Below are 18992 nucleotides of genomic sequence, written 5' to 3' on the forward strand. Positions count from 1 at the left end.
GCACTATCCCTGCGGCTGATTGCTGATCAGCCGCGACATTGTCTCCAGCGAATCCGTTCTTAAGATGTACAGGCGTTTCAGTAAGAACGGATTATCCCCCGGCTTCACCTTCCCTTTCACCGTCGTCACCGCCAGATGAAAACCGGCGTCATTCGCCGCCTTTATCGCTTTATTGTCGTAGCCGCCAAACGGATAGGAAAGATAGAGCACGCGTGGATTAAACTGCGCCAGCGCGCGACGCGAGCGTTCAAAATCAAACAAAATCACGTGATAGCTGCGGCTCAGTAAAATCGGGTGCTTATACCCATCCACGCGGTGCAGGAAGTGGGTGTGGGACTGAATATCGAACACATCCTGAATCCCCTTAATCTCCTGCACGCTCATAAACTGCAGCGATTTTGGATCCCACTTCTGCGGATGGCCTTTTATACGGGAAGAGATAATAAACGCGGTAGCCTTGAAGCCGTACTCTTTCAGCACAGGATAGGCATATCGGCTGACGGATTTCAGGCCGTCGTCAAAGGTAATCACCACCGATTTTGCAGGCAGGTTCATTTTGTTACGCACGTACCCTTCAAGCTGGTACATCGTCAGAGTGGTATAACCCTGATCGCGTAGCCAGGCCATCTGGTTGTTGAACGCACGTACGCTGGTCGTTGTGGACGTATGTCGAAAGCGCGTGTTTTCTTCATCACGCAAAATATGATGGTAGGTCAGAACCGGAAGGCCGTTATCTTCCTGCGCGTCCAGGCTGCTGATCCACGCCAGACGATTGCCGATGCGGATCTGGAACCAGGTCTGATTCAGACGGTCTTTCAGTTTATTCAGTATGGGATAGCGCAGATTGGCGCTTAATGTGCCGAACGGCGCGCTGCCGCTCGACGGCGCGTTATACACCGGCGTGTCTTTCCAGGTAATGAGGTTCTGATTGCTCAGGGGCTTATTGAGATCCCCGAGGCTGTCCTCGACGCGCTGTTTCCCCTGAACCGGCTCCAGGTGTCCCTTGTCGATAAACCCCGTGCCAAAACCGAAGCGAAATTCGTAGTAGTCCGCCGCCGCGGGCACGACGGCCAGGATCTGCCCGGCGCGCACGTTACCGACGTTAATCACGCTGTTCCCCACCTGCGCCCAGATCGCCGCGTCTTCGGTGGTTTGCATGTACTGGGCAGGCAGCGTGTGCTGACTGAGTAAACTGGCTGAGCTGACGCCGGAAATGAGCATCAATAGCAAGAAAAGAATGCGCGGTAGCATGGTGTCTTAATCGGTGCGGAAAACTGCCGCTATTGTAACAAATGAGACATCAATACCCACGTTTAATTCTTATACAAATCGTGGAGCAGGACGAAGGGAGGATTTTTTTGCTGCTGATGCCACAAGCTGCTGACGCCCGGAACGCCCTGCGCCACGATGGCCTGGCGAAACTCTGCGCTGCTTAAGGATCCACGCTGCGGATACATTAACGCCAGCAGGGAGAGGTTAATACCCGAGATCACTTCACAGCACGCGTGCTTATGGCTCAGCAACGCGGCTGCGCGGTAAGGCGCCGCGCCCGATTTATCGGTAAGAAAAATCACGCCATCCCCGGTGTCCGTTTCATGCAGGGCATCGCACATCATGCGGCTCAGCATGTTGGTGCTCAACCCGCGCCAGTAGTTTACCGCCCGGCATTGCACCAGCGGGCCAAATCTGGCTTCAAGCTTATCCAGCATTTCCTGCGCCTGTTCATCGTGGCAGGTGATAACCCATCCCAGCATAACTCCCTCCTTAGCAGGCAAGTAGTTTAGCGGAGTGAAGGTTAGCTTACGGTGATAACTGTCAAAGAAAGTGCCCGGCAAACAGAGCGTCGCCGGGCAAAAGATTAGCTGCGCAGCCCGCGTCCGCGCTGGATCAGCGACCAGCAGAGCAGGTAGAAGGCGATGATGAACACCACCAGTACCGCCACCGTGGTAAACAGCGGCACATCGGTGATGCCGAGGAAGCCAAAGCGGAACCCGCTGATCATGTAGACAATCGGGTTCAGGTGCGACAGCGCCTGCCAGAACGGTGGCAGCAGCGTCAGGGAGTAGAACACCCCACCGAGATAGGTCAGCGGCGTCAGCACGAAGGTCGGGATCAGGCTGATATCGTCAAACGTTTTGGCGAACACGGCGTTCAGCAGACCGGCCAGCGAGAAGAGGATCGCCGTCAGGAGCAGCGTCAGCGCGACAAACAGCCACGAGTGGACCTGGAACGGCACGAAGAACAGCGAAATCGCCGTGACCAGGATCCCCACGCACAGCCCGCGCGCCACGCCGCCGCCGACATAGCCCGCGATAATAACGTGCGTCGGTACCGGCGCGACCAGCAGCTCTTCAATATTGCGCTGGAACTTGGCGCTAAAGAACGACGACGCCACGTTGGCGTAGGCATTGGTGATCACCGCCATCATGATCAGGCCCGGCACGATAAACTGCATATAGGTAAAGCCGTGCATCTCACCAATCCGGGAGCCAATCAGGTTACCGAAGATGATGAAATAGAGCGTCATCGTGATAACCGGCGGCACCAGGGTTTGCACCCAGATACGCATAAAGCGGTTGATCTCTTTCGCCCAGATACTTTTCAGCGCGACCCAGTAAAGATGCGTCATGCCTTGTCTCCTTGTTTGTCATGTACCAGAGAGACAAACAGCTCTTCCAGTCGGTTCGCTTTGTTACGCATACTTAAAACCTGAATCCCCTGCGCGCTCAGCTGTGAGAACATGCTGTTAATCCCCTGCTCGCGCAGCACTTCCACTTCCAGCGTTGAGGTATCTACCAGACGATAGTTGTAACCTTCAAGTTTTGGCAGCGCGCTTTTCGCCGCCAGATCGAGAATGAAGGTTTCGGATTTCAGCTTGGAGAGCAGATTCTTCATCGAGGTGTTCTCCACCAGCTCGCCGTTCTGAATGATGCCGATATTGCGGCACAGCATTTCAGCCTCTTCAAGGTAGTGGGTGGTCAGAATAATGGTGGTGCCTTTGTCGTTGAGATCTTTCAGGAAGCCCCACATGGAGCGACGAAGTTCGATATCAACACCCGCTGTCGGTTCATCGAGGATCAGCAGCTTTGGCTCGTGCATCAGCGCACGGGCAATCATCAGGCGGCGCTTCATCCCGCCGGACAACATGCGCGCGCGTTCGTTACGCTTTTCCCACAGATCGAGCTGCTTAAGGTATTTTTCGCTACGCTCCAGGGCCTCTTTACGCTCAACGCCGTAATAGCCCGCCTGGTTAACCACAATCTGCTGCACCGTCTCGAACGGGTTGAAGTTGAACTCCTGCGGAACCAGCCCCAGCTGGCGCTTGGCGTTCACCACATCTTTTTGCAGGTCGTACCCAAAGACGCTCACCCGGCCGGACGTTTTATTGACCAGCGAGCTGATAATCCCAATGGTGGTCGATTTCCCGGCCCCGTTCGGCCCCAGAAGCGCGTAAAAATCGCCGGCCTCTACTTTCAGATCTATTCCGCGTAGCGCCTGAACGCCACCCGGATAGGTTTTTTTAAGCTGCTCAAGCTCCAGTGCAATTGCCATGAAATTAACTTACCTTCAGTTCTTACACACGTTGTGTGGTTTCATTAAAAGTCGGGTTACCCTATAGTAGCGCAACGCAATAACTCGGTTACAGGTCGCTAACCTCCATGAACAACATAGATACACTCATCAGCAACAATGCACTATGGTCAAAAATGCTGGTGGAGGAAGACCCCGGATTTTTTGGAAAACTCGCGCAGGCGCAGAACCCACGCTTTCTCTGGATTGGATGTTCCGACAGCCGCGTACCGGCGGAGCGCCTGACCGGCCTTGAACCCGGCGAACTGTTTGTTCACCGCAATGTCGCCAATCTCGTGATTCACACCGATCTCAACTGTCTTTCTGTTGTTCAGTATGCCGTGGACGTTCTGCAAGTCGAGCACATCATCATTTGCGGCCATTATGGCTGCGGCGGCGTGCAGGCGGCGGTTGAAAACACGGAACTGGGGCTCATTGATAACTGGCTACTGCACATCCGCGATATCTGGTTCAAACATAGCTCACTGCTGGGCGAAATGCCGCAGGAGCGTCGTATGGATACCCTTTGCGAACTCAACGTGATGGAGCAGGTGTATAACCTGGGCCACTCAACGATCATGCAATCAGCGTGGAAACGCGGGCAGAAGGTCTCTATCCACGGCTGGGCGTACGGTATTCACGATGGCCTGCTGCGCAATCTGGAAGTGACCGCCACCAACCGCGAAACGCTGGAGCAGCGTTACCGTTCAGGGATTGCCAACCTTCAACTTAAGCATGTAAATCATAAATAAAGCCGGGGATGTTCTCCCTCTCCCTGTGGGAGAGGGCCGGGGTGAGGACATCAGCCCTCGATTACTCGTCCAGCAGTACCACTTTCCCAACATACGGCAGATGACGATAGCGCTGCGCGTAGTCAATGCCGTAACCGACGACGAATTCGTCAGGAATCGAGAAGCCTACGAACTCTACCGGCACCTGCACTTCACGACGGTCAGGTTTATCCAGCAGCGTACAAATCGCCAGAGATTTTGGCTCGCGCAGGCTCAGGATCTCGCGCACTTTTGACAGCGTGTTGCCGGAGTCGATGATGTCCTCAACGATCAACACATCTTTGCCACGAATATCTTCATCCAGATCTTTCAGGATTTTCACATCACGGGTAGTGGACATGCCGCTGCCGTAGCTGGAGGCGGTCATAAAATCGACCTCATGGGGCACATGCACTTCACGGCACAGGTCTGCCATGAACATGAAAGAGCCGCGCAACAGACCGACCAGCACCATTTCGCTGCCGCTGTCCTTGTAATGTTCGGTGATTTGACGACCCAGTTCGGCGATACGCGCTTTGATCTCGGCTTCCGGGATCATCACTTCAACAGTATGTTTCATATTACTAACCAAATGATTTTAGTGAAAATCTCTCAATACGGATGAGTTAATATCCAGCACTGATACGCAAGCCAGCCATTATATCAGCAAATGGATAACCCTGGCGTATGAGTTATAAAAAGCAAATATTGTGATTCCGATCACACTTGTTAATACCTATAATTAGTTGCTAGCAAATTATTAACAAAAACTGACGAGTACACTTTCTATGGCTGAAACAAACTCTAAACAGCCGCGTCTACTGGTGACATTAACAGCCGCATTCGCAGCCTTCTGCGCGCTGTATCTGTTAATCGGTGGCGTCTGGCTGGTCGCTTTAGGCGGCTCCTGGTACTACCCGATTGCGGGTCTGGTTATGGTTGGCGTAACCGTCCTGCTGTTGCGTAGAAAACAATCTGCACTGTGGCTGTATGCCGCCCTCCTTCTTGCCACCATGATCTGGGGCGTCTGGGAAGTCGGGTTCGACTTCTGGGCACTGACGCCGCGCAGCGACATCCTGGTCTTCTTCGGCATCTGGCTGATCCTGCCGTTCGTGTGGCGTCGCCTGATTGTGCCGTCCAGCGGTGCGGTGGCGGGCCTGGTTGTTGCCCTGCTGATTACCGGCGGCATCTTGACCTGGGCCGGTTTTAACGACCCGCAGGAGATCAACGGTACGCTGAACGCAGAATCCACGCCTGCTGCGGCTATCTCGCAGGTGGCGGACGGCGACTGGCCTGCGTATGGTCGTAACCAGGAAGGTCAACGCTATTCTCCGCTGAAGCAGATCAACGCGGACAACGTGAAGAACCTGAAAGAAGCCTGGGTATTCCGTACCGGCGATCTGAAGATGCCGAACGATCCGGGCGAGCTGACCAACGAAGTGACGCCAATTAAGGTCGGCAACATGCTTTACCTGTGTACGGCGCACCAGCGTCTGTTCGCGCTCGACGCGGCCACCGGTAAAGAGAAATGGCACTTCGATCCGCAGCTGAACTCCAACCCGTCCTTCCAGCACGTCACCTGCCGCGGCGTTTCTTACCACGAAGCGCGCGCCGATAATGCCAGCCCGGAAGTCATCTCTGACTGCCCTCGCCGCATTATGCTGCCGGTGAACGATGGCCGTCTGTTCGCCATCAATGCCGAAACGGGCAAGCTGTGCGAAACCTTTGCCAACAAAGGTATCCTGAACCTGCAGACCAACATGCCGGACACCACGCCGGGTCTGTATGAGCCAACCTCGCCGCCAATCATCACCGATAAAACCATCGTGATTGCCGGTTCGGTAACGGATAACTTCTCCACGCGTGAAACCTCCGGCGTTATCCGTGGTTTCGACGTGAACACCGGTAAACTGCTGTGGGCCTTCGACCCGGGCGCGAAAGATCCCAACGCGATCCCGTCGGACGAGCACACCTTTACCTTTAACTCGCCAAACTCCTGGGCGCCAGCGGCGTATGACGCGAAGCTGGACCTGGTCTATCTGCCAATGGGTGTGACCACGCCAGATATCTGGGGCGGTAACCGCACGCCGGAGCAGGAGCGTTATGCGAGCGCTATCGTGGCGCTGAATGCGACCACCGGTAAGCTGGCATGGAGCTACCAGACCGTTCACCACGATCTGTGGGATATGGATATGCCGTCCCAGCCGACGCTGGCGGACATTACCGTTGATGGCAAAACCGTTCCGGTGATTTACGCGCCGGCCAAGACGGGCAACATCTTCGTGCTGGATCGCAGCAACGGTAAGCTGGTTGTGCCAGCACCGGAAAAACCGGTTCCGCAGGGCGCGGCGAAAGGCGATTACGTCAGCAAAACCCAGCCGTTCTCTGACCTGAGCTTCCGTCCGAAGAAAGACCTCAGCGGTGCGGACATGTGGGGCGCCACCATGTTTGACCAGCTGGTGTGCCGCGTGATGTTCCACCAGCTGCGCTATGAAGGCATTTTCACGCCGCCGTCTGAGCAGGGCACGCTGGTCTTCCCGGGTAACCTGGGGATGTTCGAGTGGGGCGGGATCTCCGTTGACCCTAACCGTCAGGTGGCGATTGCCAACCCGATGGCGCTGCCGTTCGTTTCCCGCCTGATCCCACGCGGTCCGGGCAACCCAATGGAGCAGCCGAAAGACGCGAAAGGCAGCGGTACCGAAGCCGGCATTCAGCCGCAGTACGGCGTGCCGTTTGGCGTAACGCTGAACCCGTTCCTGTCGCCGTTTGGTCTGCCGTGTAAACAGCCTGCCTGGGGTTATATCTCCGGTCTGGATCTGAAAACCAACCAGATCGTATGGAAAAAACGTATTGGTACGCCACAGGACAGCATGCCGTTCCCGATGCCGGTTCCGGTGCCGTTCAATATGGGTATGCCAATGCTGGGTGGCCCAATCTCCACCGCCGGTAACGTGCTGTTCATCGCGGCAACCGCAGATAACTACCTGCGCGCGTACAACATGACCAACGGTGAAAAACTGTGGCAGGGCCGTCTGCCGGCGGGTGGACAGGCCACGCCGATGACCTATGAAGTGAATGGCAAGCAGTACGTTGTCATCTCAGCGGGTGGTCACGGTTCGTTTGGCACGAAGATGGGCGACTATATCGTCGCGTATGCGTTGCCTGACGAAGGCAAATAAAAGCAAAACGGCAACTTCGGTTGCCGTTTTTGTGTTTGTTCCCTCTCCCCGTGGGAGAGGGTCAGTGTGAGGGCATCAGGCCGCACCTGCGACCACCCGGATTTTTTTATACCGTGAACCCCAGCATCATCCCCGTATCCTCATGCTCCAGCAGGTGGCAGTGCGCCATATAGGCAAACTCCTTCGGCGCCTCGTGGTCAAACTTCACCAGCACCTCGCTGACGCCGCCCTCCACTCTCACCGTATCTTTCCAGCCCGCGCGATGCGCATCCGGCGCTTTGCCGTTCTCTGTGAGAATACGGAACTGGGTGCCGTGGATATGGAACGGATGCAGCATCATGTCCCCTTCGCCTGAAATCACCCAGCGCTCAAGCTGACCTTTTGTCGCAGCAAACATCGGCGTATTCATGTCGAATGCTTTACCGTTGATCATGTTGGCGTTGTGGAAATCAAAGCCATGGTCGCCGTGATTCATATTCCCCATGCCGCCCATTTTGCCGTGGTCCATATTCATGTGGCCCATCATCTGGCCGTGCTGCATCCCCGCCATCGCCTTATCGCCATATTTCGCCATCAGCGCCTGCATGCCCATCATATCGAGCATCGGGTTCATGGAGAGCTGCAGCTTGCGCTGCGTAAGCCCCTCCAGCGACGGGAGGGCTGGCAGGGTGGTTAACGTATCAGGCAGCGTGCCGGATGCGGCCACCAGCAGCGGCTGAATACGCAGCACCGGATGCGGCTTATCAAACGGTGCGACCGCCATCCCCATCTGGCTCACCGGCAGCGTCACGAGGTCAAACGGCTTACCGTCGCTGATATCCACCAGCACCTCAAAGCGTTCGCCCATGAGCATCGGCAGCTCGCTCACCTTCACCGGCTCCGGCAGCAGGCCACCGTCGCTGGCTACCACGTACAGCGGACGTTTATCGCTGGCGGCGAAATTCAGCGAGCGCGCGTTACAGCCGTTGAGCAGGCGCAGGCGCAGCCAGCCTTTCGGCGCGGCGTGCTGAGGGTAAATGGCGCCGTTGGTCAGCAGCGTGTCGCCAAACCAGCCTACCGCCGCGCTCATCACGTCCAGCTGGTAGTTTATTTGCCCGTCAGCGTTGAATTTCTTGTCCTGCACAATCACTGGTACGTCGTCGATGCCCCACTGTTTCGGCAGGCGCAGCAGGCGGCTTTCGTCGTCTTCAATCAGCACCAGCCCCGCCAGCCCCATCGCCACCTGATGGCCCGTTTTGCCATGCTGATGCGGATGGAACCAGCAGGTCGCCGCGCGCTGATCGGGCGTAAAGGTCACGCTGCGCGTACCACCCGCTTTGATGATGCCCTGCGGCCCGCCGTCCACCTCGCCCGGCACTTCCAGCCCGTGCCAGTGCAGCGTCGTCTCTTCGGCGAGCGTGTTGTGGATATCCACCGTCACCGCTTTCCCTTTACGTAGCTGAAGCGCCGGACCGAGCAAATTGCCGTTATAGCCCCACGTCGTGGCGTTGTGCTCGCCGAACGTCGTTTTACCGGCCTGAACCACAAGCTGGATACGGCTGCGGGCGTCAGCGGTCAGTAAGTCAGGAATGGGTAAGGCAGGCCTGTCGGCCGCTAAAACCGCGCGGCTCCAGAGTGGTAATGCGCTGGCAGCCCCCAGCACAGCGGAATATTTTAAAAAATCACGACGTTGCATGTTCATTTCCTTATTTCCAGCAGGCGATCTTTTGAGCATAAACCCTCCCCTTACCGGAAGGTCAAGTAAAGCGGCAATAATAAAGATCGTCGCACCGGCATCAAGTATGCTAACGTTAATTTTCCGTGAAGAAGTGGTAGAAGCAATGAAGACGTTTTTCAGGACAATTTTGTTCGGAAGCCTGATGGCAATGTGTGCGAACAGCTATGCGCTAAGTGAAAATGAAGCGGAAGATATGGCCGATTTAACGGCGGTTTTTGTATTCCTGAAAAATGATTGTGGCTACCAGAATTTACCCAACGGGCAGATTCGCCGCGCGCTGGTCTTTTTTGCCCAGCAAAACCAGTGGGATCTCAGCAACTACGACAGCTTCGACATGAAGGCGCTCGGCGAAGACAGCTACCGTGACTTGAGCGGTATTGGTATTCCCACTGCCAAAAAATGCAAAGCGCTGGCTCGCGACTCACTCAGCCTGCTCGCCTACGTCAAATAACCTTCCCGACGCCCCCTGTTGAACCTATAGCCGTGCAACCACGGTTATAGTTAGCTATCATGTTTCGCTCATTTTTTGTGAGCGTAACGGATGTTAACAAAGGAGGAGTCCGCGTATGGCCGACCACACGTTGTGGCATGAAACACTGCATGACCAGTTTGGTCAGTACTTTGCCGTTGATAACGTGCTCTATCATGAGAAAACCGATCACCAGGATCTCATTATCTTCGAAAACGCCGCCTTTGGCCGCGTGATGGCGCTGGACGGCGTCGTGCAAACGACCGAGCGCGACGAGTTTATCTATCACGAAATGATGACCCACGTTCCGCTGCTGGCGCACGGACACGCGAAGCATGTCCTGATTATCGGCGGCGGCGACGGCGCAATGCTGCGTGAAGTGTCCCGCCATCGTTCCATTGAAACCATCACCATGGTGGAAATCGATGCGGGCGTCGTCTCTTTCTGCCGCCAGTATCTGCCCAACCACAATGCCGGTAGCTATGACGATCCGCGCTTTAGCCTGGTGATTGACGACGGCGTTAACTTTGTTAACCAGACCTCGCAGACCTTTGACGTCATTATCTCCGACTGCACCGACCCAATCGGCCCCGGCGCGTCGCTGTTTACCTCCTCCTTCTACGAAGGCTGCAAGCGCTGCCTGAACCCGGGCGGGATCTTCGTCGCACAAAATGGCGTCTGCTTCCTGCAGCAGGATGAAGCGCTCGACAGCCATCGTAAGCTCAGCACCTATTTCGATGACGTCAGCTTCTATCAGGCGGCCATTCCGACGTACTACGGCGGGATCATGACCTTTGCCTGGGCGACCGATAACGACGTATTACGCCATCTCTCCACCGAAATTATTCAGGCCCGCTTCCATCAGGCCGGTCTTCAGTGCCGATACTACAATCCGGCTATCCATACCGCAGCGTTTGCTCTGCCGCAGTACCTGCAAGACGCATTATCCACTAAGGGGGTGAGCTAATTGAAAAAGCTTAAACTGCATGGCTTTAACAACCTGACGAAAAGCCTGAGTTTTTGTATTTACGATATCTGCTATGCCAAAACAGCGGAAGAACGCGATGGTTACATCGCCTATATCGACGAACTCTACAACGCCAACCGTCTGACCGAGATCCTGTCAGAAACCTGTTCCATTATTGGCGCAAACATCCTGAACATCGCCCGACAGGATTATGAACCTCAGGGCGCCAGCGTGACTATTCTGGTCAGCGAAGAGCCGGTCGATCCGAAGCTTATCGACAAAACTGAACATCCGGGCCCGCTGCCGGAAGTGGTCGTGGCCCACCTGGATAAAAGCCATATCTGCGTGCACACCTACCCGGAGAGTCACCCGGAAGGCGGGCTGTGCACGTTCCGCGCCGATATTGAAGTGTCGACCTGCGGCGTGATTTCCCCGCTAAACGCGCTGAACTATTTAATCCACCAGCTGGAATCGGACATCGTCACCATTGACTATCGCGTGCGTGGTTTTACCCGCGATATCAACGGCATGAAGCATTTCATCGACCACGAGATCAACTCCATCCAGAACTTTATGTCCGAGGACATGAAATCGCTGTACGACATGATGGACGTGAACGTGTATCAGGAAAATATCTTCCATACCAAGATGTTACTTAAGGAATTCGACCTTAAGCACTATATGTTCCACACGAAGCCGGAAGATTTGAGCGAAGAAGAGCGTAAGGCGATTACTGACCTGCTCTGGAAAGAGATGCGCGAGATTTACTACGGCCGCAATATTCCGGCCGTGTAAGAGCAAGCCGGAGCAGGGATGCTCCGGGCTGTTATTTCTGTTTCATAAAGTCGCGGTAGGCATTTACCACCTGAAGGAAATCCTCTACGCCGCACATCGACAGGCTTTCTTCGTCATAGTAGCTCATCCCCTCTTCCATCTCGTCACCTGAAAACTCGAGCTGGTTGGCACGCACCATGACCTCTTCACCGTCCATCCACAGCGTATATTCATGCCCGGCGCGCTGCCAGGATCGTTCACTGCCTTTCACCGTATTTGCCGCCTGTTCAACCTCATCAAGAAGTGCGAGATTTTCTTTCACCTCTTCGTTAAACCAGTGTCCAACGGCTTCGTGGCCCATCGACATACGCACTTTCACCACCCCGGTGATGTCGCGCAGAAATTCGTAATCCATAGTGTTTTCCTCTGCAAAGCCATTAAGGTAATTATCGCAGCAGCGAGGAAGAAAAAAAGCGTGAGAGGTGGGAGGAATGAAAATAAAAAGGTGAGAGCAAGACCCTGCGGCCTGATGCCCTCACCCCGTCCCTCTCCCACGGGAGAGGGTGCAAACACTAAAAACCGTCTCATGGAGACGGTTTTGCTGTTTATACCGCCGTCTGGAAGATAACCCCGTCGGCCTTCTCGGTGTACTGAGAAAGCTGGTCGAAGTTCAGATAGCGATAGGTATCCACCGCGGTCTTATCCACCTGAGCCACAAAGGTCTGGTACTCTTCCGGCGTTGGCAGTTTGCCAATCAGCGCCGCAACCGCCGCCAGCTCCGCAGAGGCCAGGAAGACGTTCGCACCGGTACCTAAACGGTTCGGGAAGTTACGGGTAGAGGTGGAAACCACCGTCGCACCGTCGGCTACGCGCGCCTGGTTGCCCATACACAGGGAACAGCCAGGGATTTCGATACGCGCACCGCTCTTACCAAACACGCTGTAGTAGCCCTCTTCGGTCAGCTGTGCCGCGTCCATACGGGTTGGCGGCGCCACCCACAGACGGGTTGGCAGCTGGCCTTTGTGGGTATCCAGCAGCTTACCGGCAGCACGGAAGTGACCGATGTTGGTCATACAGGATCCGATGAACACTTCGTCGATCTTCTCGCCCTGAACCTCAGACAGCGGACGCGCGTCGTCCGGATCGTTCGGCGCACACAGGATTGGCTCTTTGATATCCGCCAGATCGATGTCGATCACCGCCGCGTACTCTGCGTCAGCATCGGCTTCCAGCAGCTGCGGATCGGCCAGCCATTTTTCCATGCCCTGGATACGACGCTCCAGCGTACGACGGTCGCCGTAGCCTTCTGCAATCATCCACTTCAGCAGCACGATGTTGGAGGTCAGATACTCGATAATCGGCTCTTTGTTCAGCTTGATGGTACAGCCCGCCGCAGAGCGCTCGGCGGAAGCATCGGTCAGCTCGAACGCCTGCTCCACTTTCAGATCCGGCAGACCTTCAATTTCCAGAATGCGGCCAGAGAAGATGTTTTTCTTCCCTTTCTTCTCAACGGTCAGCAGGCCCTGTTTAATCGCATACAGCGGGATCGCGTGAACCAGGTCGCGCAGGGTGATGCCCGGCTGCATTTTACCTTTGAAGCGCACCAGCACCGATTCCGGCATATCCAGCGGCATCACGCCGGTCGCAGCAGCAAACGCCACCAGACCGGAGCCCGCCGGGAAGGAGATACCGATTGGGAAACGGGTATGGGAGTCACCGCCGGTACCGACGGTATCCGGCAGCAGCATGCGGTTCAGCCAGGAGTGGATTACGCCGTCACCCGGACGCAGGGAAACGCCGCCGCGGTTCATGATGAAGTCTGGCAGCGTGTGGTGCGTGGTCACGTCAACCGGCTTCGGATAGGCCGCCGTGTGGCAGAAGGACTGCATCACCAGATCAGAAGAGAAGCCCAGGCACGCCAGGTCTTTCAGTTCGTCACGGGTCATTGGGCCAGTGGTGTCCTGAGAGCCCACGGAGGTCATCTTAGGCTCGCAGTAAGCGCCAGGACGAATACCGGCTACGCCGCACGCGCGCCCCACCATTTTCTGTGCCAGAGAATAACCGCGGTTGCTTTCAGCAACGTCTTTCGCCTGACGGAAAACGTCAGAGTGCGGCAGACCCAGCGCTTCACGCGCTTTGGTAGTCAGACCACGACCAATGATCAGCGGGATACGGCCACCGGCGCGCACTTCGTCGATCAGCACGTCGGTTTTCAGCTCGAAGCTTGCCAGCAGCTCGTTGGTCTCGTGGTTGCGCACTTCGCCTTTGTACGGGTAAACGTCAATCACGTCGCCCATGTTCAGGTTAGAAACGTCCACTTCGATCGGCAGGGCGCCCGCATCTTCCATGGTGTTGAAGAAGATTGGCGCAATTTTGCCGCCGAGGCACAGGCCGCCGCCGCGCTTGTTCGGCACGTGCGGAATGTCGTCGCCCATGAACCACAGCACGGAGTTGGTTGCGGACTTGCGGGAAGAACCGGTACCCACAACGTCACCCACATAAGCCAGCGGGAACCCTTTTTTCTGCAGGGCTTCGATCTGTTTGATCGGCCCGACGCTGCCCGGCTGATCCGGCTCAATACCTTCACGGGCGTTTTTCAGCATCGCCAGAGCGTGCAGAGGGATATCCGGGCGAGACCACGCGTCCGGTGCCGGAGAGAGGTCATCAGTGTTGGTTTCACCGGTCACTTTAAAGACGGTAACGGTGATTTTTTCAGCCAGCGCTGGGCGGTTCAGGAACCATTCGGCATCAGCCCAGGACTGCATCACCTGCTTCGCATAGACGTTGCCCGCTTTGGCTTTTTCTTCCACATCGTAGAAGTTATCGAACATCAGCAGCGTGGACGAGAGCGCTTTAGCGGCAATCGGTGCCAGCTTGTCGTTATCCAGCGCGTCAATCAGCGGATGAATGTTGTAACCACCCTGCATGGTGCCGAGCAGTTCAATGGCTTTTTCAGGAGTAACCAGTGGGGAGGTGGCTTCGCCTTTGGCGATAGCAGCAAGGAATCCGGCTTTTACGTAGGCAGCTTCATCTACGCCAGGCGGTACGCGGTTGATCAGCAGATCTAACAGGAATTCTTCTTCGCCCTTAGGCGGGTTCTTCAGCAGCTCGACGAGCGCGGCCATTTGGGTTGCATCTAAAGGTTTGGGTACAATTCCCTCGGCGGCACGTTCTGCTACGTGCTTACGGTATTCTTCTAGCACGACGGTTCTCCTCGCTCTCATTGTCATATGCGGCGGGCGTTCTCTTCACGCTCCTGTGAGACAGCAGTTTGTAGGGTAAATGCCCGATACCGCGTCGGGCAGCATAGCAGGAATTCTGCACAGTGTTAATCCGTTTACAAAAAAGCAACATTAAAAAATTTGCTGAATCGTTAAGCATGGTGTAGCGGGGATTCAGGGCATCTTTTTGCGGTATCTTCTGCACCGTGACGCTTCAGTTTTTTCTTCATCAGATATAATTGTGTAATAAATACTCACACTCTTTATCCGGACGTACCGGACGCTTCCCAATAAAAGTCAAAACAGTAAAAGACGGGTGAATAATACTCACGCCAACCGTAACGCCTCACGGCACAGCGCTTGTCTCGTTGGAGTCATTTTATGAAGTTGCCCTTTAAGCCACATCTGCTCGTCCTTGTGTGCAGTGCCGGGCTGTTTGCCGCCTCGGGCGTCATGTTTGTCAAAGGCCGCGCCACGGAGCCCGCCGCGCCGGCCCCCGTCGCACAACAACCGGCTGCACCTGCGCCTGCCGCAGCCCAGCCCGCCCATGTTGTCGCGCCAGCCTACACTGCCGCGCAAATCGATCAATGGGTTGCTCCCATCGCGCTCTACCCGGATGCCCTGCTGTCGCAAATTTTAATGGCGTCGACCTATCCGGCCAACGTGATCCAGGCGGCGCAGTGGTCCAAAGACAACCCTAAAATGGAAGGGGACGCCGCGATTCAGGCCGTTGCCAGCCAGCCCTGGGATCCCAGCGTAAAATCGCTGGTCGCGTTTCCTCAGCTTATGTCCCTGATGGGCGAAAACCCGCCGTGGGTACAAAATCTGGGTGATGCGTTTCTCGCGCAGCCGAAAGACGTGATGGATTCCGTTCAGCGCCTGCGCGCGCTGGCACAGAAGACCGGCGCTTTACAATCCACGCCCCAGCAGACGGTCACCACCGTGACAAAACCGGCGCCAGCGAAAACCAGCGCCACCGAGGCAACGACAACCACGACGTCCGCGCCCGCCCCAACGGTAATCAAAATTGAATCTGCCGACCCGCAGGTTGTTTACGTCCCCACCTATAACCCCAATACGGTTTACGGTACCTGGTCAAATACCGCCTATCCGCCCACCTATCTTCCGCCTACTCCCGGGGAGCAGTTTGGCAACAGCTTCGTAAACGGTTTAGGCTTCAGCCTGGGCGTTGCCACAACCTATGCCATCTTCAGCAACATCGACTGGGATGATGACGATGACTGGGATCATCACCATAGCGACTGGGATAATCACGGCGGCTATAACCGCAACGGTGATAACAATATCAATATCAACGTTGAGAACTTCAATAAAATCAGCGGACAGCGCCTGACGGACGCCAACCGCACCTGGCAGCACAACCCGGCCTATCGGGAAGGCGTGCCCTATCCGACTAACCAGCTCAACACTCGCTTCCACTCCACCAACGCGGCGACAGGGCTCAGCTCAACGCAGCAAAAACCGGTTAACCGCGATAGCCAGCGTCAGGCCGCGCTAAGCCAGATGGAGAAATCCACGGGTAAAACCTTCCCCCAAACGGCGCGCACCGGAACGAAAGACGTGCAGCGTCAGGCCTCAGGCGAACAGCTGAAGCAGATTTCGCAGCGCAATAACTACCGCGGCTACGACACCAAACCGCAGACGGCGAAGCGGAGCACCGCGCAGCAGCGAGAAAACCGCCAGACCACCGCGCAGAGACAAGAGAAGCGGGCTTCGCAGCCCGCGCAGCAACGCTCTCTCCAGCAGCGAAGCAGCCAGCCGCGGGCCAATGCGCTGAGCGGTAACGACAGCCGCTCGGCGAACTGGCAGGCGCAGCAGCAGCGCGGTGCGCAAAGCAGACAGCTCGCTGCGCGCCAGCAGCAGCCACGTCAGGCGTCTGGTGGACGTGCTGAACGCCGTGAAATTCGACATCGCTAAGGGAACCGACATGAAACGTAAACTACTCAGCGGAATGGTGTTATTTATGCTTTCGGCCCCGGTGATGGCGCAGCAGTCCTTTAGCACGCCCGATCGGGCAACCGATGCGCTGACCAAAGCCATCAGTGAGCAAAATGAGAGCGCGATGACCAACCTGCTCGGAGAGAACTGGCGCGATTTTCTGCCCCCCGAAGGCGTTGATCCGGATGCTGTCGATCGCTTCCTGCGCGACTGGAACGTCCGTCATACCACGGTTGTCGAGGGAGATACGGCGCATCTGGTTGTCGGAGACAGCGGCTGGCAGCTTCCCATCCCGGTGATCAAAACCTCTGCAGGCTGGCAGTTCGACATCAAAGGAGGGGCTGAAGAGATCCTGACCCGCGAAATCGGGCGTAACGAGCTCGCCGCCATTGAAGCCTTGCATGCCTATGTTGATGCGCAGCAAAGCTATTTTGCGATGAACCAGAAATACGCACAGAAGATTGTCAGCTCGAAAGGGAAAAAAGACGGTTTGTACTGGCCAGCCTCGCCCGGCGAAGCGCCCAGCCCGCTCGGCCCGGCATTTAGCCCGAAAGAGCCGGGTACCGGATATCACGGCTATCGCTTCCGCATCCTGCCGGACAATCACGGTTTCGCGATGGTGGCCTGGCCGGTCAGCTATGGTCAGACGGGCGTAATGAGCTTTGTGATAAACCAGGACGACAAGGTGTATCAGTCCGATCTCGGCAGCGATTCAGAGCAGAAAGCCCGGGCGCTAGCCGCCTATGGCCCTGATAAAACCTGGCAGCCTGTGGCCCCCTGAACGCAGCGCATAAAAAAAGCGGCCATTGGCCGCTTTTTTTCATCTGAAGAAACTTATTTCTTCTTCGCTTTCGCGTTTGGCAGGTCAGTGATGCTGCCTTCAAACACTTCTGCCGCCAGGCCCACGGACTCGTGCAGAGTCGGGTGAGCGTGGATGGTCAGCGCGATGTCTTCAGCGTCACAGCCCATTTCGATAGCCAGACCGATTTCACCCAGCAGCTCGCCGCCGTTGGTACCGACAATCGCACCACCGATGACGCGGTGAGTCTCTTTGTCGAAGATCAGTTTGGTCATACCGTCAGCGCAGTCGGAAGCGATAGCACGGCCAGAAGCAGCCCACGGGAAGGTGGCGGTTTCGTAGCTGATGCCTTTCTCTTTCGCTTCTTTCTCAGTCAGACCCACCCATGCCACTTCTGGCTCGGTGTACGCGATAGATGGAATAACTTTCGGATCGAAGTAGTGCTTCATGCCGGCGATAACTTCAGCGGCAACGTGACCTTCGTGAACACCTTTGTGCGCCAGCATTGGCTGACCGACGATATCGCCGATAGCAAAGATGTGCGGCACGTTAGTGCGCAGCTGCTTGTCAACGCGGATAAAGCCACGGTCGTCCACTTCCACGCCAGCTTTGCCCGCGTCGAGGTTTTTACCGTTCGGCACACGGCCGATAGCCACCAGCACGGCGTCGTAACGCTGTGGTTCGGATGGGGCTTTTTTGCCTTCCATGGAAACGTAAATACCGTCTTCTTTCGCTTCAACGGCAGTCACTTTGGTTTCCAGCATCAGGTTGAATTTCTTGCTGATGCGTTTGGTGAAGACTTTAACGATATCTTTGTCGGCAGCCGGGATAACCTGGTCGAACATTTCAACCACGTCGATCTCTGAACCCAGCGCATGGTACACGGTACCCATTTCCAGACCGATGATACCGCCGCCCATAACCAGCAGACGCTTAGGAACGGTTTTCAGCTCCAGCGCATCGGTGGAATCCCACACGCGTGGATCTTCATGCGGAATGAATGGCAGTTCGATTGGGCGAGAGCCTGCCGCGATGATCGCGTTGTCGAAGTTGATCACGGTTTTGCCGTTTTCGCCTTCCACTTCCAGGGTGTTCGCACCGGTGAATTTACCCAGACCGTTTACCACTTTCACTTTACGGCCTTTGGCCATACCCGCCAGACCGCCGGTCAGCTGAGTGATAACTTTCTCTTTCCAGGTACGAATTTTGTCGATATCGGTTTTCGGCTCGCCGAAGACGATACCGTGTTCAGCCAGCGCTTTGGCTTCTTCGATAACTTTCGCTACGTGCAGCAGCGCTTTAGAAGGGATACAGCCGACGTTCAGACAAACACCGCCGAGGGTGCTGTAACGTTCTACGATGACGGTTTCCAGACCTAAATCCGCTGCACGGAATGCTGCGGAGTAACCTGCCGGGCCTGCCCCAAGTACTACGACCTGAGTTTTGATTTCTGTGCTCATCATGACCTCTTAATTTATACCCGTCGTCCACCGGGTCGTTCTATCCGCCCGCAGTTTACAAAATTGTTAACAATTTTGAAACAACAAACGGCTCACGAATTGTCGCT

The 18992-nt window shown here is 55.9% G+C and carries 16 protein-coding genes; 7 read left to right on the plus strand and 9 right to left on the minus strand.

Going from position 1 to position 18992, the window contains the following annotated elements; translation table 11 throughout:
- Nucleotides 1–3: 3 nt before the first annotated feature.
- From ACERY3_RS13880 to ACERY3_RS13895, 4 genes are all read right to left on the minus strand, one after another.
- The gene (locus ACERY3_RS13880; RefSeq protein ID WP_045355167.1) at nt 4–1251 is read right to left on the minus strand and encodes a polysaccharide deacetylase family protein; all 1248 of its coding nucleotides are present in this window, start codon (nt 1249–1251) and stop codon (nt 4–6) included.
- A 62-nt stretch (nt 1252–1313) separates the two neighbouring features.
- On the minus strand, nt 1314–1754 hold the full coding sequence (locus tag ACERY3_RS13885) for a PTS sugar transporter subunit IIA (RefSeq protein ID WP_023310429.1): 441 nt from the start codon (nt 1752–1754) through the stop codon (nt 1314–1316).
- 104 nt (nt 1755–1858) lie between these two features.
- Nucleotides 1859–2629: an ABC transporter permease gene (locus ACERY3_RS13890; protein ID WP_023310428.1), complete on the minus strand. Its 771-nt coding sequence runs from the start codon at nt 2627–2629 to the stop codon at nt 1859–1861.
- Nucleotides 2626–3552 carry an ABC transporter ATP-binding protein gene (locus tag ACERY3_RS13895; RefSeq protein WP_033144653.1) on the minus strand — a complete coding sequence of 309 codons (927 nt, stop codon included), beginning with the start codon at nt 3550–3552 and terminating at the stop codon, nt 2626–2628. The genes ACERY3_RS13890 and ACERY3_RS13895 overlap by 4 nt, the downstream gene beginning before the upstream one ends.
- 107 nt (nt 3553–3659) lie before the next feature.
- Here ACERY3_RS13895 and can point away from each other — a divergent pair, with 107 nt between their 5' ends.
- Entirely contained in the window at nt 3660–4322 is a 663-nt protein-coding gene (can, locus tag ACERY3_RS13900; RefSeq protein WP_008501947.1) for a carbonate dehydratase, read from the plus strand.
- A gap of 61 nt (nt 4323–4383) precedes the next feature.
- Here the strand turns inward: can and hpt are convergent, their stop codons facing one another.
- On the minus strand, nt 4384–4920 hold the full coding sequence (hpt, locus tag ACERY3_RS13905) for a hypoxanthine phosphoribosyltransferase (protein WP_008501948.1): 537 nt from the start codon (nt 4918–4920) through the stop codon (nt 4384–4386).
- A gap of 208 nt (nt 4921–5128) precedes the next feature.
- Here hpt and ACERY3_RS13910 point away from each other — a divergent pair, with 208 nt between their 5' ends.
- Nucleotides 5129–7519 (plus strand): glucose/quinate/shikimate family membrane-bound PQQ-dependent dehydrogenase, encoded by a 2391-nt coding sequence (locus tag ACERY3_RS13910; RefSeq protein WP_373225888.1) that lies wholly within the window; start codon nt 5129–5131, stop codon nt 7517–7519.
- Between the two features lie 106 nt (nt 7520–7625).
- Here ACERY3_RS13910 and cueO read toward each other — a convergent pair whose 3' ends face one another.
- Entirely contained in the window at nt 7626–9194 is a 1569-nt protein-coding gene (cueO, locus tag ACERY3_RS13915; RefSeq protein ID WP_373225889.1) for a multicopper oxidase CueO, read from the minus strand.
- Nucleotides 9195–9339: 145 nt separating this feature from the next.
- On the opposite strand from cueO, the gene ACERY3_RS13920 reads away from it, so the two are divergent.
- From ACERY3_RS13920 to speD, 3 genes are all read left to right on the plus strand, one after another.
- Nucleotides 9340–9687, plus strand: a complete 348-nt coding sequence (locus ACERY3_RS13920) for a YacC family pilotin-like protein (RefSeq protein WP_014882582.1) — start codon at nt 9340–9342, stop codon at nt 9685–9687.
- Nucleotides 9688–9802: 115 nt separating this feature from the next.
- Nucleotides 9803–10672: a polyamine aminopropyltransferase gene (gene speE, locus ACERY3_RS13925; RefSeq protein WP_023310424.1), complete on the plus strand. Its 870-nt coding sequence runs from the start codon at nt 9803–9805 to the stop codon at nt 10670–10672.
- Nucleotides 10673–11467: an adenosylmethionine decarboxylase gene (speD, locus tag ACERY3_RS13930; RefSeq protein WP_032649781.1), complete on the plus strand. Its 795-nt coding sequence runs from the start codon at nt 10673–10675 to the stop codon at nt 11465–11467.
- A 31-nt stretch (nt 11468–11498) separates the two neighbouring features.
- On the opposite strand, the gene yacL is transcribed toward speD, so the two are convergent.
- Both yacL and acnB read right to left on the minus strand, forming a co-directional pair.
- On the minus strand, nt 11499–11861 hold the full coding sequence (gene yacL, locus ACERY3_RS13935) for a protein YacL (protein WP_023310423.1): 363 nt from the start codon (nt 11859–11861) through the stop codon (nt 11499–11501).
- 190 nt (nt 11862–12051) lie between these two features.
- Nucleotides 12052–14649, minus strand: a complete 2598-nt coding sequence (gene acnB, locus ACERY3_RS13940) for a bifunctional aconitate hydratase 2/2-methylisocitrate dehydratase (RefSeq protein ID WP_033144650.1) — start codon at nt 14647–14649, stop codon at nt 12052–12054.
- A 399-nt stretch (nt 14650–15048) separates the two neighbouring features.
- On the opposite strand from acnB, the gene ACERY3_RS13945 reads away from it, so the two are divergent.
- Nucleotides 15049–16605 carry a DUF3300 domain-containing protein gene (locus ACERY3_RS13945; RefSeq protein ID WP_373225890.1) on the plus strand — a complete coding sequence of 519 codons (1557 nt, stop codon included), beginning with the start codon at nt 15049–15051 and terminating at the stop codon, nt 16603–16605.
- Between the two features lie 10 nt (nt 16606–16615).
- Nucleotides 16616–17407: a DUF2950 family protein gene (locus tag ACERY3_RS13950; RefSeq protein ID WP_373225966.1), complete on the plus strand. Its 792-nt coding sequence runs from the start codon at nt 16616–16618 to the stop codon at nt 17405–17407.
- Between the two features lie 53 nt (nt 17408–17460).
- Here ACERY3_RS13950 and lpdA read toward each other — a convergent pair whose 3' ends face one another.
- On the minus strand, nt 17461–18885 hold the full coding sequence (gene lpdA / locus ACERY3_RS13955) for a dihydrolipoyl dehydrogenase (protein WP_003856313.1): 1425 nt from the start codon (nt 18883–18885) through the stop codon (nt 17461–17463).
- Between the last annotated feature and the right edge of the window lie 107 nt (nt 18886–18992).

Origin of the sequence: Enterobacter cloacae complex sp. ESBL7 (assembly GCF_041679625.1) — a bacterium.
Taxonomy (GTDB): domain Bacteria; phylum Pseudomonadota; class Gammaproteobacteria; order Enterobacterales; family Enterobacteriaceae; genus Enterobacter; species Enterobacter asburiae_B.

Excerpts from the sequence above, each read along its gene's own strand:
- ACERY3_RS13950 (WP_373225966.1), top strand. The coding sequence starts at position 16,616 with ATGAAACGTAAACTACTCAGCGGAATGGTGTTATTTATGCTTTCGGCC.
- ACERY3_RS13945 (WP_373225890.1), top strand. The coding sequence starts at position 15,049 with ATGAAGTTGCCCTTTAAGCCACATCTGCTCGTCCTTGTGTGCAGTGCC.
- ACERY3_RS13890 (WP_023310428.1), bottom strand. The coding sequence starts at position 2,629 with ATGACGCATCTTTACTGGGTCGCGCTGAAAAGTATCTGGGCGAAAGAG.
- lpdA (WP_003856313.1), bottom strand. The coding sequence starts at position 18,885 with ATGAGCACAGAAATCAAAACTCAGGTCGTAGTACTTGGGGCAGGCCCG.
- ACERY3_RS13910 (WP_373225888.1), top strand. The coding sequence starts at position 5,129 with ATGGCTGAAACAAACTCTAAACAGCCGCGTCTACTGGTGACATTAACA.
- can (WP_008501947.1), top strand. The coding sequence starts at position 3,660 with ATGAACAACATAGATACACTCATCAGCAACAATGCACTATGGTCAAAA.
- cueO (WP_373225889.1), bottom strand. The coding sequence starts at position 9,194 with ATGCAACGTCGTGATTTTTTAAAATATTCCGCTGTGCTGGGGGCTGCC.
- ACERY3_RS13880 (WP_045355167.1), bottom strand. The coding sequence starts at position 1,251 with ATGCTACCGCGCATTCTTTTCTTGCTATTGATGCTCATTTCCGGCGTC.
- speE (WP_023310424.1), top strand. The coding sequence starts at position 9,803 with ATGGCCGACCACACGTTGTGGCATGAAACACTGCATGACCAGTTTGGT.
- yacL (WP_023310423.1), bottom strand. The coding sequence starts at position 11,861 with ATGGATTACGAATTTCTGCGCGACATCACCGGGGTGGTGAAAGTGCGT.
- ACERY3_RS13920 (WP_014882582.1), top strand. The coding sequence starts at position 9,340 with ATGAAGACGTTTTTCAGGACAATTTTGTTCGGAAGCCTGATGGCAATG.
- ACERY3_RS13895 (WP_033144653.1), bottom strand. The coding sequence starts at position 3,552 with ATGGCAATTGCACTGGAGCTTGAGCAGCTTAAAAAAACCTATCCGGGT.
- hpt (WP_008501948.1), bottom strand. The coding sequence starts at position 4,920 with ATGAAACATACTGTTGAAGTGATGATCCCGGAAGCCGAGATCAAAGCG.
- ACERY3_RS13885 (WP_023310429.1), bottom strand. The coding sequence starts at position 1,754 with ATGCTGGGATGGGTTATCACCTGCCACGATGAACAGGCGCAGGAAATG.